This window comes from Streptomyces sp. NPDC057565 (assembly GCF_042801455.1).
GTDB lineage: Bacteria > Actinomycetota > Actinomycetes > Streptomycetales > Streptomycetaceae > Streptomyces > Streptomyces yanii.
Genome location: NZ_JBHVFU010000028.1, coordinates 40033 through 56218, shown reverse-complemented (window position 1 = coordinate 56218; position 16186 = coordinate 40033). Strand labels below are relative to the sequence as shown.

At 72.4% G+C, this 16186-nt stretch carries 3 protein-coding genes; all 3 read left to right on the top strand.

Going from position 1 to position 16186, the window contains the following annotated elements:
• Positions 1–23 precede the first annotated feature (23 nt).
• A complete protein-coding gene (locus ACFU8W_RS33120; RefSeq protein ID WP_266980505.1) occupies positions 24–245 on the top strand; it encodes an MbtH family NRPS accessory protein in 222 nt (73 codons plus the stop codon).
• Between the two features lie 113 nt (positions 246–358).
• Entirely contained in the window at positions 359–5413 is a 5055-nt protein-coding gene (locus ACFU8W_RS33115) for an amino acid adenylation domain-containing protein (RefSeq protein WP_384045100.1), read from the top strand.
• On the top strand, positions 5410–16140 hold the full coding sequence (locus tag ACFU8W_RS33110; RefSeq protein WP_384045097.1) for an amino acid adenylation domain-containing protein: 10731 nt from the start codon (positions 5410–5412) through the stop codon (positions 16138–16140). The genes ACFU8W_RS33115 and ACFU8W_RS33110 overlap by 4 nt, the downstream gene beginning before the upstream one ends.
• Positions 16141–16186 lie beyond the last annotated feature (46 nt).

Here is a 16186-nt window from a genome sequence, read left to right as displayed (position 1 = left end):
CGCAGACGAGAAGGAGGCCACCGATGGCCGAAGAGCAGAGCGACGACCGGACCTACCTCGTCGTCCACAACGACGAACTCCAGTACTCGATCTGGCTCGCCGACCGGGAGCTCCCCGCCGGCTGGCACCAGGAGGGGACCCGCGGCACCCGTGCCGAGTGCCTCGCCCGGATCGAGGAGGTCTGGACCGACATGCGCCCGCTGAGCCTGCGCCGGCGCATGGAAGAGCAGCACAGCGCCGTCTGACACCGGCGCACGCAGGCAGCAGGAGCGGGAGCGGGAGCGACGGCGAGGGGCCGCGGCAGGTATGCGGCGGCCCCTCGCCCGCTGCGCCGGCCCAGAGGTGAAGAGGAGCAGGGGTGGAATCCCAGATGTGGCCGCGGACGTCAGAGACCGACCGTTCCGGTACGGAGCTGTTGCCCGCGCGATTCGAACTGCAGGCGGCCAGGACCCCCGACGCCCTCGCCGTGCTCTCCGGTCGGGACCGGCTCGGTTACGCCGAGCTCGACCGGAGGTCCAACCGTCTCGCACATGCCCTGCGCGACCGCGGTGTCGGCCCCGAGGACCTCGTCGCCGTCTGCCTGCCGCGCGGCATCGGCCTCGTGGTGGCGCTCCTCGCCGTCTGGAAGGCCGGCGCGGCGTACGTACCGCTGGATCCCGGGCATCCGCGCGCCCGCCTGGAGTGGGTCCTGGACGACACGGCAGCGCGTGTCGTCATCACCGACGGGCCCACCGCCCGGGGCGCCCTCCGCGACCTGCCCGTCGCCGCCCTGTGCCTGGACGAGGAGCGGGACCGCATCGCCGCGCAGCCCGCGACCGCCCTGCCGGGACCCGTGTCCCCGGCGGCAGCCGCGTATGTCATCTACACCTCGGGATCCACCGGCCGTCCCAAGGGCGTCCTCGTCGACCACGCGGGCATCGCGAACCGCGTCGGCTGGACCGTCCGCAGACACGGCATCGGCCCGGACGACCGGATCCTCCAGAAGACCACGATGAGCTTCGACGCCGCGGGCTGGGAGATCTTCGCCCCGCTGACGGCGGGCGGCACCGTCGTCATGGCCCCCGAGGGCGCCGAACGCGATCCCGCGCTGCTGCTGCGGGCGGTGGCCGAACAGCGCATCACCGTCCTCCAGGTGGTGCCCTCCGTGTTGCGGCTGCTCGCCGACGAGGACGGCTGGGCCCACTGCACGGAACTGCGGCTGCTGTTCTGCGCGGGAGAGCCCCTGCACGCGGACCTCTGCCGACGGCTGCCCGACCGCATCCGCACCGGAATCTGGAACACCTACGGCCCCACCGAGTGCTCCATCGACGTCACCGCCCACCCCGTCCACCCGGACAGGGAGCAGGGCCCCGTACCCATCGGCCGCCCCATCGACTCCATGCGTGTCCTGGTGCTCGACACGGCCGGGACACCGGTGCCCGTCGGAGTGCCGGGCGAACTGTACGCGGGGGGCCCCGGAGTGGCCCGCGGCTACCTGGGGCGCCCGGGAGCGACCGCCGCGAGCTTCGTCCCCGACCCCTACGGCGCGGCGGGCGAACGGCTGTACCGCACGGGCGACCGGGCTCGCTGGCGCTCGGACGGCGTGCTGGAGTACGTCGGCCGGGTGGACCATCAGGTCAAGATCAACGGCACCCGTGTCGAACCCGGCGAGGCCGAAGCCGCGCTCGCCGCACACCCCGGTCTCAGCGGCGCGGTCGTCACCCCGTTCAAGGCCCATGACGACACCGCGCGCCTGGCCGCGTACGTCGTCCCCCGTGCCGAACCCGTGCCCGCCGCCGAACTCCGGGCCTTCCTCCGGGGCAGCCTCACCGAGGCCCTCATCCCCTCCGTCTATGTGACGGTCGACGCCTTCCCGCTCAATGCCAGCGGAAAGGTCGACCGAAGCGCCCTGCCCGACCCCGGCACGGTCGACGACGGGCCGGCGGCGGTCGGGCCCCGCACCGACGACGAGCGGCTCGTCGCCCGCGTCTGGGCCGAACTGCTCGGCACCGGCACGGACACCGTCGGTGCACACGACGACTTCTTCCGCCTCGGCGGCACCTCGCTCCACATGACCCGGCTGCTCGGCCGTCTCACCGCCGCCACCGGCCGCCGCATCGAACTCCGAGACCTCTTCACTGCCACCACCGTCGCCGAACAGGCCCAGCTGCTCGACCGCGGCGCCCCGACCGACGACGCGGCCACGGTCACGGCGGCCGGCCGGGACGCGCCGCTCCCGCTGTCCTTCGCGCAGGAACGCATCTGGTTCCTGGACCGGATGAACCCGGCGAGCGCCGAATGGGTCACCCCCGTCCTGCTGCGCCTGCCCGCCGCCACCGCCCCGGAGGCCGTCCGCACGGCGCTGCGCGCCCTGGCGGACCGGCACGAGATCCTCCGTACGCGGTACGTCAGCGAGCACGGCGAGCCCCGTCAACGGGCCGACGCCCACAGCGCGGTGGATTTCCAGGCACTGGACGCCGGCCCCGAGGGCCCGGCCCCGCACCTGGCGGCGCAGCTCGCCCAGGGCTTCGACCTGGAGCAGGGCCCGGTCTGGCGGGCCCGGCTGATCCGCACTCCCGGAGAAGAAGACCTGTTGGTCATGACTATCCATCACATCGCCTCGGACGGTTGGTCGTCGGTCCTGCTGGAGAACGACCTGCGCGCGCTCTGCCTCACCTCGGAGGCGGAGCACCTCCCGGAACTGCCCCTGCAGTACGCGGATTTCGCCGTCAGGCAGCGGGAGCAGTCCGGCGACGAGGAGAGCGCACGACAGCTCGCCCACTGGCGCGAGGCCCTCGACGGACTCGCCCCCCTCGATCTCCCCACGGCTCGCCCCCGGCCCGCCGAACGCGACATCAGCGGCTCGGTGGTCGGCTTCCATGTCCCGCACGGCGTGACGAAGCAGGCACTCGCCCTCGGCCAGCACCACGGGGCCACCCCCTTCATGACCCTGCTCACCGCCTTCTCCGCCCTCCTCTCCCGGTACACGGGCAGCGAGGACATTGCGGTCGGCACACCGGTCTCGGGCCGCACCAGGCCAGAGAGCGCCGGGGTCGCGGGCTGCTTCCTCAACAACCTCGTGCTCCGCTGCGATCTCGGCGGCGACCCGACGTTCACGGCGGTGCTGGAGCGGATACGGGACACGGTCCTGACCGCCTTCGCCCACCAGGACCTCCCCTTCGAACGCCTCGTGGACGCCTTCGGCGACCGTGACCGCTCGCGCACCCCGCTCTACCAGGCCGCCTTCGACCTGCTCGACGAAGGCCAGACCGGGTCCGCGCTCAGCGACAGCGACCTGGCTCTCCTCGGCGACAGCTGGCGGACCGCCAAGACGGACCTCACGCTCTTCGTCCACCTGGAGCCGGGCGGCGGGGCGCGCTGCCAGATCGAGTACGCCACGGCGCTCTTCGAGCGGGGCTGGGTGGAGAATCTCGCGGCCGGTTTCGTACGGCTTCTCGACGCCGTGGCGAGCGCCCCGTCCGGCCGTATCTCGCAGGCTCCGCTGCTCGGCGCCGCCGAGCAGGCCCTCGTCGCACCCGCCGCCGCGGACGATGCCGGGCAGGCCAGGACGATGCACGAGGTCTTCGAGGAGCAGGCCGCGGCGACCCCCGGCGCGGTGGCCGTCGTCGCGGGTGACACCGAGCTCACGTACGGCGCGCTGAACGCGCGAGCGAACCGGCTGGCCCACCGGCTGAGGGCGCTGGGCGCCGGACCCGAGGCCCTGGTCGGCGTGTGCCTGGAGCGCGGCCCCGAGCTGGTGCCCGCCCTGCTCGGCGTACTGAAGTCGGGTGCCGCGTACGTTCCGCTGGACCCGGCGCATCCCCTGGATCGCTGGGAGTTCATCCTCGGTGACACGGCGGCCTCTCTCGTGGTCACCACCTCGGAGTTCGCCGAACGGCTGGGGCGGATCCACTCCGGGACCCTGATCGTCCTCGACGAGGACACGCCGCAGGAACGGAGCGAGGCGGACGCGGAGCCGCCGAACCCGGCGCCGCTGCCGGCCGGGCCGGACTCGACGGCGTACGTCATCTACACCTCGGGCTCCACGGGGCGCCCGAAGGGTGTGTGCGTGAGCCACACCCAGGTGTGGCGGCTGCACGCCATCGCCCGCAGGCACTACGGGTTCGGCGCGGACGATGTGTGGCCGCTGTTCCACTCCTATGCCTTCGATGTGTCGGTGTGGGAGCTGTGGGGTGCGCTGGCGCACGGTGGGCGGCTGGTGGTGGTGCCGTTCGACGTCGCCCGGTCGCCGGACGATTTCCTCGATCTGCTGGTCCGGCACCGGGTGACGGTGCTCAACCAGACGCCTTCGGCCTTCCGGTCGCTCGTCGGCGCCGCGGGGTCGGGCGATCCGCGGATTGATCAACTGGCCCTGAGAGCGGTGGTGTTCGCGGGTGAGCGGCTGGAGTTCGCCGAGCTGGCTCCGTGGGTGGAGCGGCTGGGTCTCGACCGGCCGCAGTTGCTGAACATGTACGGCATCACGGAGACCACGGTCCACTCGACGTACCACCGCATCACCCACGACGACCTGACAGCCGGTGGCAACCCGGTCGGGCGCCCGCTCGCCGATCTGCGGATCCATCTGCTCGACCGCCACGGACAGACCGTGCCCGTCGGCGTCACCGGCGAGATCCATGTCGGCGGCCCCGGCGTCGCCCGTGGCTACCTGGGGCGGCCGGGACTCACCGCGGAGCGTTTTCTGCCCGATCCGTTCGGTCCGCCCGGCGCGCGCTTCTACCGCAGCGGCGACCTCGCCCGGCGCAACCCGGACGGCACCCTGGACTTCCTGGGCCGTATCGACGACCAGGTGAAGATCCGCGGCTACCGCATCGAACTCGGCGAGATCCAGGCCGCCCTGGCCGATCGGCCGGCCGTCCGCGACGCGGCGGTGGTGGTACGGGAGGACCGGCCGGGCGACCGCCGGCTGGTCGCCTACGTGGTCATGGCACCCGACGCCTCCGCCGACGGCGGTGAGCTGCGGGCGGCCCTGGCCGACCGGCTGCCGTCGTACATGGTGCCCGCGGCCTTCGTCGTGCTGGACGCCCTGCCGCTGACCGCGAACGGCAAGCTGGACCGGCGGGCCCTGCCCGCACCGGAGCAGCAGAGCCTTCACACGGGCGGGGACTATGTGGCCCCCCGCAGCCAGGCCGAAGAGGCCGTCACCGACATCTGGGCCCAGATCCTGCACACCGAGCGGATCGGCGTCCACGACAACTTCTTCGAGCTCGGCGGGAATTCCCTGCTCGCGCTGCGGCTGGTGGCCGCGGTCCAGGAGCAGTTCGACATCGACCTGCCGGTGCGCAAGGTCTTCGACATGCCCTCGGTGGCCCAGCTGGCCGCCGAGGTTGAGACACAGCTCAGAGCGGACATCGCGCGGCTCGACGACGCCGCACTGCTGACGGACCCGATGCTGGCGGAGGAACGAGAGATATGAGCGCCGGAGAGACCGAGAAGTCCGCCACCGCCGTGGAGGCGGCCCGCGAGGAATTGCTGCGGCAGCGGCTCGCCGGGCGCCGCTCGGCTCCCCGCGCGGGTATTCCGCGCGCCGACCGCGAAGGCACCCTGCCGCTCTCCTTCGGGCAGCAGCAGCTCTGGTTCCTGAGCAGCCTCGACCCGGAGAGTCCCGAGTACCTGGTGCCGGTCCTTCGCCGCCTGCGCGGACCGCTCGACCTCGGCGCCCTCCACGCCGCGTACACCGAGATCGTCGCCCGGCACGAGATCCTGCGCACCCGCTACCGCCTGGAGAACGGCGAACCCGTCCAGGTCGTCGACCCGTCGGGCACCCCGGACCTGCCGGTCACGGACCTCGGCGCGCTGCCCGCCGCCGCACGCGAGCAGAAGGCCGCCGACCTGGCGGCCGAAGCCGCCGCCGCGTCCTTCGATCTCGCAGGCCAGTGGCCGGTCCGCGCCCGGCTGATCCGGCTCGCGGAGGACGACCACCTGCTGGCCGTGGTGTTCCACCACATCGCCTGCGACGCCTGGTCCATCCAGGTGTTCGAGCGTGAACTGGGTGCGCTCTACGGCGCGTTCGCCGCCGGCCGCCCGTCCCCGCTGCCCGCACTGCCCGTGCAGTACGCCGACTTCGCCGCGTGGCAGCGGAGCCGTGTCGCCGGTCCCGAGCTCGACCGCCGCCTCGGCTACTGGCGCGACCTCCTTGCCGACAGCACGCCCGCCGAGCTCCCCACTGCCCGGCCCAGGCCGCCGGTGCGGGACTGGCGGGGCGCTGCCGTGCCGCTGGAGCTGCCGGAACCGCTGGCCGCCGGGCTGCGCGCCCTGTCCAAGGAGCACGGCGTCACCCTCTACACGACGCTGCTCGCCGCGTTCCAGGCGCTGCTGTCCCGCTACACCGGACGCGACGACATCGCGGTCGGCACCGTCGTCTCCGAGCGCACCCGCCCCGAACTCCAGAACGTCATCGGCTACGGGATCAACTCCCTGGTGATGCGCGGAACCTGGCAGGGCGAACCGGCGTTCACCGAGCTGATCGCCGCCGCGCGGAGCACGGTACTCGGCGCCTTCGACCACCAGGAGGTGCCCTTCGCGCGCCTGGTCGACGAGCTCGCCCCGGCCCGTGACACCTCCCGCACCCCGCTGTTCCAGATCGCCTTCACCCTGCACGAGGCGGCGGACGGCGCGCTCGACCTGCCCGGAATCGCCACCTCGGTCGTCGAACTCCCCTGGCTCACCGCGAAGTTCGACCTCGCGCTGCAGATCGAGGAGACGGCGGGCGGCAGCCTGCGCGGCCAGCTGGAGTACGCCACCGCGCTCTTCGACCAGCCGTGGATGGACGGCTTCGCCGCATCCTTCCTGCGCCTGCTCGACGGCCTGGTCGCCTCCCCGGACAGCCCCGTCACCCGGCTGCCGCTCCACGGCGAGCGGGAGAGCGCCGTCGTGGCGCCGCCCGCGGTGCGGTCGGCCGGTGACGCGCGGCCGATGCACGAGGTCTTCCAGGACCGGGCGGCCGAGAACCCCGCCGCGGTCGCCGTCGTCGCCGGCGACGAGGCACTGTCGTACGGGGAACTCAACGCCCGCGCCAACCGGCTCGCCCACCACCTCAAGGCGCTCGGCGTGGGCACCGAGGATCTGGTCGGCGTGTGCCTCGGACGCGGCAGCCACCTCGTCCCCGCCCTGCTCGGCGTGCTGAAGTCCGGTGCTGCCTACGTGCCGTTGGACCCCTCGCACCCGGTCGACCGGTGGGGGTTCGTCCTCGGCGACACCGGGGCGCCGGTCGTGGTCACCACCTCGGAGTACGCCGAGCGGCTCGCCGGCGTGTACGCGGGGCGGATCGTCGTCCTCGACCGTGACGCGGTCGCGATCGCGGCCGAGTCCGAGGCGAACCCCGCCCCCAGCACGGCAGGCCCGGACGCGCTGGCGTACGTCATCTACACCTCGGGCTCCACCGGGCGCCCGAAGGGTGTGTGCGTGAGCCACACCCAGGTGTGGCGCCTGCTCGCCGTCGGGGACCGGCACTACGCGTTCGGCGCGGACGATGTGTGGCCGCTGTTCCACTCCTATGCCTTCGATGTGTCGGTGTGGGAGCTGTGGGGTGCGCTGGCGCACGGTGGGCGGCTGGTGGTGGTGCCGTTCGACGTCGCCCGGTCGCCGGACGATTTCCTCGATCTGCTGGTCCGGCACCGGGTGACGGTGCTCAATCAGACGCCTTCGGCCTTCCGGTCGCTCGTCGGCGCCGCGGGGTCGGGCGATCCGCGGATTGATCAACTGGCCCTGAGAGCGGTGGTGTTCGCGGGTGAGCGGCTGGAGTTCGCCGAGCTGGCTCCGTGGGTGGAGCGGCTGGGTCTCGACCGGCCGCAGTTGCTGAACATGTACGGCATCACGGAGACCACGGTCCACTCGACGTACCACCGCATCACCCACGACGACCTGACAGCCGGTGGCAACCCGGTCGGGCGCCCGCTGGAGGATCTGACCATCTACCTCCTGGACCGCCACGGGCAGGTCGTGCCGGCCGGAGTGCCGGGCGAGATCCACGTCGGAGGTCCCGGCGTCACCCGGGGCTATCTCGGCCGCCCCGCGCTCACCGCCGAGCGTTTCGTCCCCGATCCGTTCGGTCCGCCCGGCGCGCGTCTCTACCGCAGCGGCGACCTCGCCCGGCGCAACCCGGACGGCACCCTGGACTTCCTGGGCCGTATCGACGACCAGGTGAAGATCCGCGGCTACCGCATCGAACTCGGCGAGATCCAGGCCGCCCTGGCCGCCCAGCCCGGCGTCCGCGACGCCGCCGTGGTGGTGCGCGACGACGACGCCGTGGGCCGACGGCTGATCGCGTACGTCGTGCCGGAGGCCGGACGCGCCCCCGACGGCGGCGCGCTCAGGGCCGCCCTGGGGGAACGCCTGCCCTCCTACATGGTCCCCGCCGCGTTCGTCGTGCTGGACGCCCTGCCGCTCACCGCGAACGGCAAGCTGGACCGGCGCGCGCTGCCCGCACCCGAGCAGCACAGCCTTCACACCGGCGGGCAGTACCTCGCGCCCCGCAACCCCCTCGAGGAGCAGATCGCCACGGCCTGGTCGCAGGTCCTCGACGGCGACCGGATCGGTGTCCACGACAACTTCTTCGAGCTCGGCGGGGACTCGATCCGTGCGGTGGTGCTGGTGGGTGCGCTGCGGTCGGCGGGTGTGGATGTGTCGGTGCGGGATGTGTTCGAGTTCCGTACGGTTGCCGAGCTGGCGGCGTCGGTGGGTGGTCGTGGGGTGGTGGAGCGGGAGCGGCCGGTGGAGCGGTTCGCGCTGTTGTCGGCCGCGGACCGGGAGCGGGTGCCTGTCGGGGTGTCGGACGCGTATCCGATGTCGCAGGTGCAGCTCGGGATGCTGGTGGAGATGCTGGCCGACGAGGAGCAGCACAGCTATCACAACATCACGCTGTTCCGGATCCGCGACGAGCAGCCCTTCGACGCCGACGCTCTGCGTGACGCGGCGGCGCTGGTCACGAGCCGGCACGAGATGCTGCGCACCTCCTTCGCCGTCTCCGGCTACTCCGTGCCGATGCAGCTCGTCCACGAGCAGGCCGATGTCCCTGTCGAGGTGCGGGATCTGCGGAAGCTGGACGCCGAACGGCAGCAGGCGGAGCTGGAGGCGTACACCGCGAGCGAGCGCGCCGCCGTCTTCGACACCACGCAGGCCCCCATGATCCGGATCTCGGCCCATGTGATCGACGAAGGCAGCTGGTGGTTCGGACTCACCGAATGCCACTCCATCCTGGAGGGCTGGAGCTTCCACTCCCTGCTCATGGAGGTGCTGGCGGCCTACCGCACCCTGCGCGACGGCGACCTGCCGGCGCCCGTCGAGCCCCCGGCGGTCCGGTACGCCGACTTCATCGCCGCCGAGCAGCGCTCGCTGGCCTCCGCGGACGACCGCGCCTACTGGCACGACGTCGTCGATCGCCACGCGACGTTCTCCCTCCCGGCCGCCTGGGCCGGTGACCAGGACAAACCGCGGGAAAACTACCGGGTACGCATTCCCTACCAGGACCTCGACGCCGGGCTGCGCGCGCTGGCCGCCGAGGTCGGTGTCTCACTGAAGAGCGTGCTGCACGCCGCCCATCTCAAGGTGATGAGCATGCTCACCGACGAGCCCGCCTTCTTCACCGGACTCGTCTGCAACGCCAGGCCCGAGGCGGAGGGCGCCGACCGGGTCTACGGCATGTACCTCAACAGCCTGCCGTTCGGCTACGACCGCACCGTCACCACCACCTGGCGCGACCTGGTGCGCCGCACCTTCGACCGCGAGGTCGAGCTCTGGCCGCACCGGCGGTTCCCGATGCCCGCCATCCAGCGCGAGAAGGGCGACGGCGCCCGGCTGCTCGATGTCCGCTTCAGCTACCTGGACTTCCACCAGGTGGACACCGAACTCGTGGACTTCGGGGCGAGCATCGACGACTCACTCACCGAATTCGCCCTCGCCACCCTGGCGGTGGGCGGCCATGTGGTGCTGATGTCGCACACCCACGTCATGACGCGGGCGCATGCCGACCGCCTCGCCGGGATGTACCGGGCGGTGCTCGAAGCGATGGTCGCCGACACCGACGGGGACGCACGCGCCACCTTCCTTCCCGAGGGCGAACGGGAGCTGCTCGTCGAGGAATGGAGTGCCACCGCGGCCCCGGTGACCGCTGCCGCGACGGTCCCCGAGCTCTTCGAGTCCTGGGCGGTCCGCACCCCCGAGGAGACTGCCGTCACCTACGGGGAGGACCGGCTGACCTACGCCGAGACCGACGCCAGGGCCAACCGGCTCGCCCATGAACTGCGCGCGCTCGGAGCCGGCCCCGAGTCCGTGATCGGAGTCCTCCTCGACCGCGGTCCGGAGCTGATCGTCTCCCTGCTCGCCGTATGGAAGGCGGGCGCCGCCTATCTGCCGCTGGACCCGGGCCAGCCCGCGGCCCGTACCGCCAGGATGCTGGGCGCCGCGGGCGCCCGACTCCTGGTGACCGCGACGGCCCACAGCGACCGGCTCGCCGAAGCCTTCGAGGGGCACCAGGTCGTCCTGGACCGGCCCGAGGCGTCGGCCTCCATCGACCGCCGCCCCGCCACCCGGCCGGAGGTCTCCGCAGACCTCGACCGGCTGGCCTACGTCATCTACACCTCGGGCTCCACCGGTGTCCCGAAGGGCGTGCAGATCACCCACCGGGGCCTTTCGAACCACATCGACTGGGCCGCCGACACGCTGGCGGCACGCGGCACCGGAGGCGCCGCTCTCTTCTCCTCCGTCGCCTTCGACCTGGTCGTGCCCAACCTCTGGGCGCCCCTGGTCACCGGCCGCCGGGTGCACATCCTGGCGCAGGACTTCCCGGTCGAGGACCTCGGTCCGCTGCTGCACGAAGCCGGCCCCTTCAGCTTCCTCAAGCTGACCCCCGGCCATCTGGAGATCATCGCGCACCGGCTCGACGACACCCGGGCCAAGGAGCTCGCCGCGGCCGTCGTCGTGGCGGGCGAGGCCTTCCCGCGGCGCAGCGCCGACCACTGGCTGCGCCTCCTCGGCCCCGGCCGGCTCATCAACGAGTACGGGCCCACCGAAGCCTCCGTCGGCAGCACCGTCTTCCCCGTCGACGTGGAGCGCCTGAGCGACGCCGAGACCGTGCCGATCGGCAGCGCCCTCCCCGGCGCGACCCTCTTCGTCCTCGACTCCACGCTGTGCCCCGTCCCCGTCGGCGTGCCGGGAGAGCTCTATGTGGGGGGTGCGGGAGTGGCGCGCGGATACGCGGCCCAGCCGGGCCTCACCGCCGAGCGCTTCGTACCCGACCCGTTCGGACCGCCCGGCGCCCGGCTCTACCGCACGGGCGATCTGACCCGGATGACCGAGGGCGGCGTCGTCGAGTTCCTCGGTCGGATCGACGAGCAGGTGAAGATCCGCGGCTACCGCGTGGAGCTCGGCGAGATCCAGGTCGTCCTGGCCGAACACCCGGCCGTCCAGGAGTGCGTCGTCGTCGCCCACCGTTCGGCGACCGGTGATCCGCGGCTCGTCGCCCACTACGTGCCGGCCGACGGCCGGGCCCCGGCCACAGCGGAACTGGCCGCCCACTGCGGCGCACGGCTGCCCGCCTATATGACGCCCACCGCGTTCCTCGCGCTGGACGCCCTGCCGCTCAACCGCAACGGCAAGGTCGACCGGCGGGCCCTGCCCGCACCCGACGAAGCCTCGTTCGGCCAAGGCGAGCGGGCGTACGTCGCACCCCGCAACCCCCTCGAAGAGCTGCTGGCGACCGCCTGGTCGCAGGTCCTCGAAGCCGACCGGATCGGTGTCCACGACAACTTCTTCGAGCTCGGCGGCCACTCGATCCGTGCGGTGGTGCTGGTGGGTGCGCTGCGGTCGGCGGGTGTGGATGTGTCGGTGCGGGATGTGTTCGAGTTCCGTACGGTTGCCGAGCTGGCGGCGTCGGTGGGTGGTCGTGGGGTGGTGGAGCGGGAGCGGCCGGTGGAGCGGTTCGCGCTGTTGTCGGCCGCGGACCGGGAGCGGGTGCCTGTCGGGGTGTCGGACGCGTATCCGATGTCGCAGGTGCAGCTCGGGATGCTGGTGGAGATGCTGGCCGACGAGGAGCAGCACAGCTATCACAACATCACGCTGTTCCGGATCCGCGACGAGCAGCCCTTCGACGCCGACGCTCTGCGTGACGCGGCGGCGCTGGTCACGAGCCGGCACGAGATGCTGCGCACCTCCTTCGCCGTCTCCGGCTACTCCGTGCCGATGCAGCTCGTCCACGACCAGGCCGACGTCCCCGTCGAGGTGCGGGATCTGCGGAAGCTGGACGCCGAACGGCAGCAGGCGGAGCTGGAGGCGTACACCGCGAGCGAGCGCGCCGCCGTCTTCGACACCACCCGCGCACCCCTGATGCGCATCGGCGCCCTGCTCGAGACCGACCGGAGCTGGCGGCTCACCTTCACCCAGTGCCACGCCATCACCGAGGGCTGGACCTTCCACTCCCTCGTGATGGAGATCCTGGACACCTACCGCACCCTGCGGGACGGAAACCGGCCCGCGCCCGTCGAGCCCCCGGCGGTCCGGTACGCCGACTTCATCGCCGCCGAACAGCGCGCCCTCCAGTCAGCCGACGACCGTGCCTACTGGCACGACCTCGTGGCCCGCCACCCCAAGTTCACCCTTCCCGCCGCCTGGGCGGACACCACCGCGCCCCGCGCGGACTACCAGATCCATGTCCCGCACCGGGACCTGGAGCCGGGGCTGCGCGCACTGGCCGCAGAGGCCGGCGTCTCACTGAAGAGCGTGCTGCACGCCGCCCATCTCAAGGTGATGAGCATGCTCACCGACGAGCCCACCTTCTTCACCGGACTCGTGTACAGCGCCCGGCCCGAACTCGAAGGTGCCGACCGGGTCTACGGCATGCAGCTCAACAGCCTGCCCTTCCCCTTCGAACGCACCGCCGCCACCTGGCGCGAACTGGTGCGGCAGACCTTCGACCGCGAGGTCGAGCAATGGCAGTACCGGCGCTACCCGATGCCCGCCATCCAGCGTGAAGCGGGAGACGGACAACGGCTCATCGATGTGCTGTTCACCTTCCAGGACTTCGACCAGATGGACACCGACCTCGTCGACACCGACGCCGGTGAGGGCGACGACTCCACCGAATTCGCGCTCGGAGTGCCCACCACCCCCGGCTACTTCACCCTGCGCACCCACACCCACGCACTCTCCCGGCACCACGCCGACCGACTGGCGGGGATGTACCGGGCCGTGCTGGAGGCGATGGTCGCCGACTCCGACGGAGACGCACGGGCGACCTGTCTGCCGCCGGGGGAGCGGGAGTTGCTGCTCGACACCTGGAACGGCGCACCGCTCACGCTCGCCGTGGGCGACGGCTGTGTGCACGAGGTCTTCGAGTCATGGGCGGCCCGTACCCCCGAGGCGATCGCCGTCTCGTACGGCGACGAGCGGCTCAGCTACGCCGAGGTGAACACCCGGGCCAACCGGCTCGCCCACCAGCTGCGCGCCCTCGGCGCGGGCCCCGAGTCGGTTGTCGGCGTGCTCCTGGAGCCGGACATCGACCTCCTGCCCGCCCTGCTCGGCGTCATGAAGTCCGGCGCCGCCTATCTGCCCCTCGATCCGACCCAGCCGACGGGCCGCCTCGCCTACATGCTGAGCGACGCGGGCGGGCCCCTCGTCGTGACCCGCAGTGCACACACCGAGGCGGCGGCAGGGGCGCGCGGACTCGTCCTCATCGACACGGACGCCGACACCCTGGCCGGCCGCCCGGCCACCGACCCGGAGCCGCTCGCCGGGCCCGACAACGCCCTGTACGTCATCTACACCTCGGGCAGTTCGGGGCGGCCCAAGGGCGTCACCCTCACCCACCGCAATCTGCTGCGGCTCTACGCGGCCACGGCCGACCGCATCGACCTGGACTCCTCGCAGGTCTGGGCGCTGCTGCACTCGTACGCCTTCGATGTCTCCGTCTGGGAGATCTGGGGCGCGCTGCTGCACGGCGGCCGGGTGTCCGTGGTGCCACCGGCGGTCGCCCGTGACCCCGAGGCACTGCTCTCCCTGCTCGCCGAGCAGCAGGTGACGACGCTCTCGCTGTCACCTGTGGCCTTCCGTGCGCTGATCGCCGCGGCGGGCGGCGACAAGGCGCGGCTGGACGCCCTCGCCCTGCGCACCGTCGTCTTCGGCGGGGACGGCCTGGACGTGTCCGACCTCGCTGAATGGCTGGCCCATCAGGGACTGGAACGTACCGTGCCGATCCAGGCGTACGGACCCACCGAGACGACCGTCCACGTCACCTTCCGCCGCGTCACGGCCGACGATGTCGCGGCCGGCGGCGCCGTGCCGCTCGGGCGGGCCGTGGACGACACCCGGGTCTACGTCCTGGACGGCGAGGGGCGGCTCGCCCCCGTCGGGGTCCCGGGCGAGCTGTACGTCAGCGGCGCGGGCCTCGCCCGCGGCTACGCGAACCGCCCGGCGATGACGGCCGAACGCTTCCTGCCCGACCCGTACGGTCCGCCCGGCGCGCGGATGTACCGGACCGGTGACCTGGCGCGCGTACGGCAGGACGGGGACCTGGAGTTCCTGGGCCGCGCCGACGAGCAGCTGAAGATCCGCGGCTATCGCATCGAGCCCGGCGAGATCCAGACGGTGCTGACCGAGCACCCGCGGGTCCGCGAGGCCGTCGTGGTGGCCCGGCAGTCGGAGCAGGGCGACCGCCGCCTGGTCGGCTACGTGGTCCCGGTCGGGACGGACGCCCCGACCGCCGCCGAGCTGGCCGCGCACTGCTCGGAGCGGCTGCCCGCCTACATGGTCCCGTCGTCGTTCGTGCCGATGGCCCGGATCCCGCTCACCGTCAACGGCAAGCTCGACCACGCCGCACTGCCCGCTCCCGACCGCTCCTCCGGCTGGTCGGACCGCGCATTCGTGGCGCCGCGCACCGACGTCGAGCGGCAGCTCACCGAGATCTGGTCCCGGGTGCTCGATGTGGAGAAGGTCGGCATCCGCGACAGCTTCTTCGACCTGGGCGGCGACTCCATCAGCGTGCTCCGGGTGATGGCCGAGGCCCGCGAGGCCGGGCTGCCCGTCACGCTCCGCGCCCTCTACCGGGCCGGGACGATCGAACAGCTCGCCGCGTCACTGGCCACATCCGCTCCCCGCACCCGGCCCGCCCCGAAGGGGGCTGTCGCGGAGGCCATGGAGCTGCACGGAGTACCGGGGGCCAGCCTCGCGGTGCTGCGGGACGGCGAGTTGGTCGCGCTGGAGGCGTACGGGGTGGTGGGCGCCGGTTCCACGGACCGGATCACCCCCGACACCCCGTTCAAGGTGGCGTCGGTGAGCAAGCACATCACCGCACTCGGCGCACTGACGCTGGCCGCCCAGGGCGTCATCGACCTGGACGCCGACATCAACAGCTATCTCACCGGCTGGCGCGCGCCCTCCCTTGGTGAAGAGGGCCATCAGGGCGGCATCGTGACGGTGCGTCATCTGTTGGCGAATGTGTCCGGGCTCGCCCTGGAACCGGCCCACGACCCCTATCTCCCCGGCGACGCCGTGCCCGGCGTCCTGGACGCACTGCACGGCCGGCCGCCGGCCCGTACCCCCGCCGTCCGCTTCGAGCACGCACCGGGGGATGTGTTCCGCAAGAACCGGCTCAACTACCTGGTCCTGGAACAGCTGATGACCGAGGTCACCGGCGACCCCTTCCCCGAACTGATGCGCACCCTGGTCCTTCAGCCGCTCGGCATGGTCCGCAGCGCCTACGACTGGGCCCATCACGCGCGCTCCCGCCGCCCCGTGGCCCTCGGTCACGATGCGTCCGGGCGGCCCGTGCCGCCCGGGCTGCCGATCCACCCCTCGGTCGCCGGCGGCGGCCTGTGGACCACGGCCGGCGATCTCGCCCGGGCCGCCGCCGAGATCCGCCGCGCCCATCTCGGGCAGGGCGCCGACCTCCTCACCCAGCCACTCGCCCAGCAGATGCTGACGCCTCATCAGGACGCCCTGTACGGACTGTCCACCGTCGTCGACGCCACAGGCGACGACATCGAGTACGGCGCCTTCGGCGAGTTCGAGGGCTACTGGGCGATGAGCCTCACCCGGATCAAGGACGGCGACGGGCTGATCGTGCTCACCAACGGCGACTCGGGCCGCGAGGTCGGCCGCGCGGCCATCGAATCCCACCGGAGCGACTCCTCGTCCTTCGGCGGCCAGTGGTGACCGAGGCCCTCAGGGCCGCCCGTTCACCCGGACCTGCCACAACCGA

What these genes read in the sequence shown, in the direction of transcription:
- ACFU8W_RS33110 (WP_384045097.1), top strand. Translation starts at nt 5,410, where the DNA reads ATGAGCGCCGGAGAGACCGAGAAGTCCGCCACCGCCGTGGAGGCGGCC.
- ACFU8W_RS33120 (WP_266980505.1), top strand. Translation starts at nt 24, where the DNA reads ATGGCCGAAGAGCAGAGCGACGACCGGACCTACCTCGTCGTCCACAAC.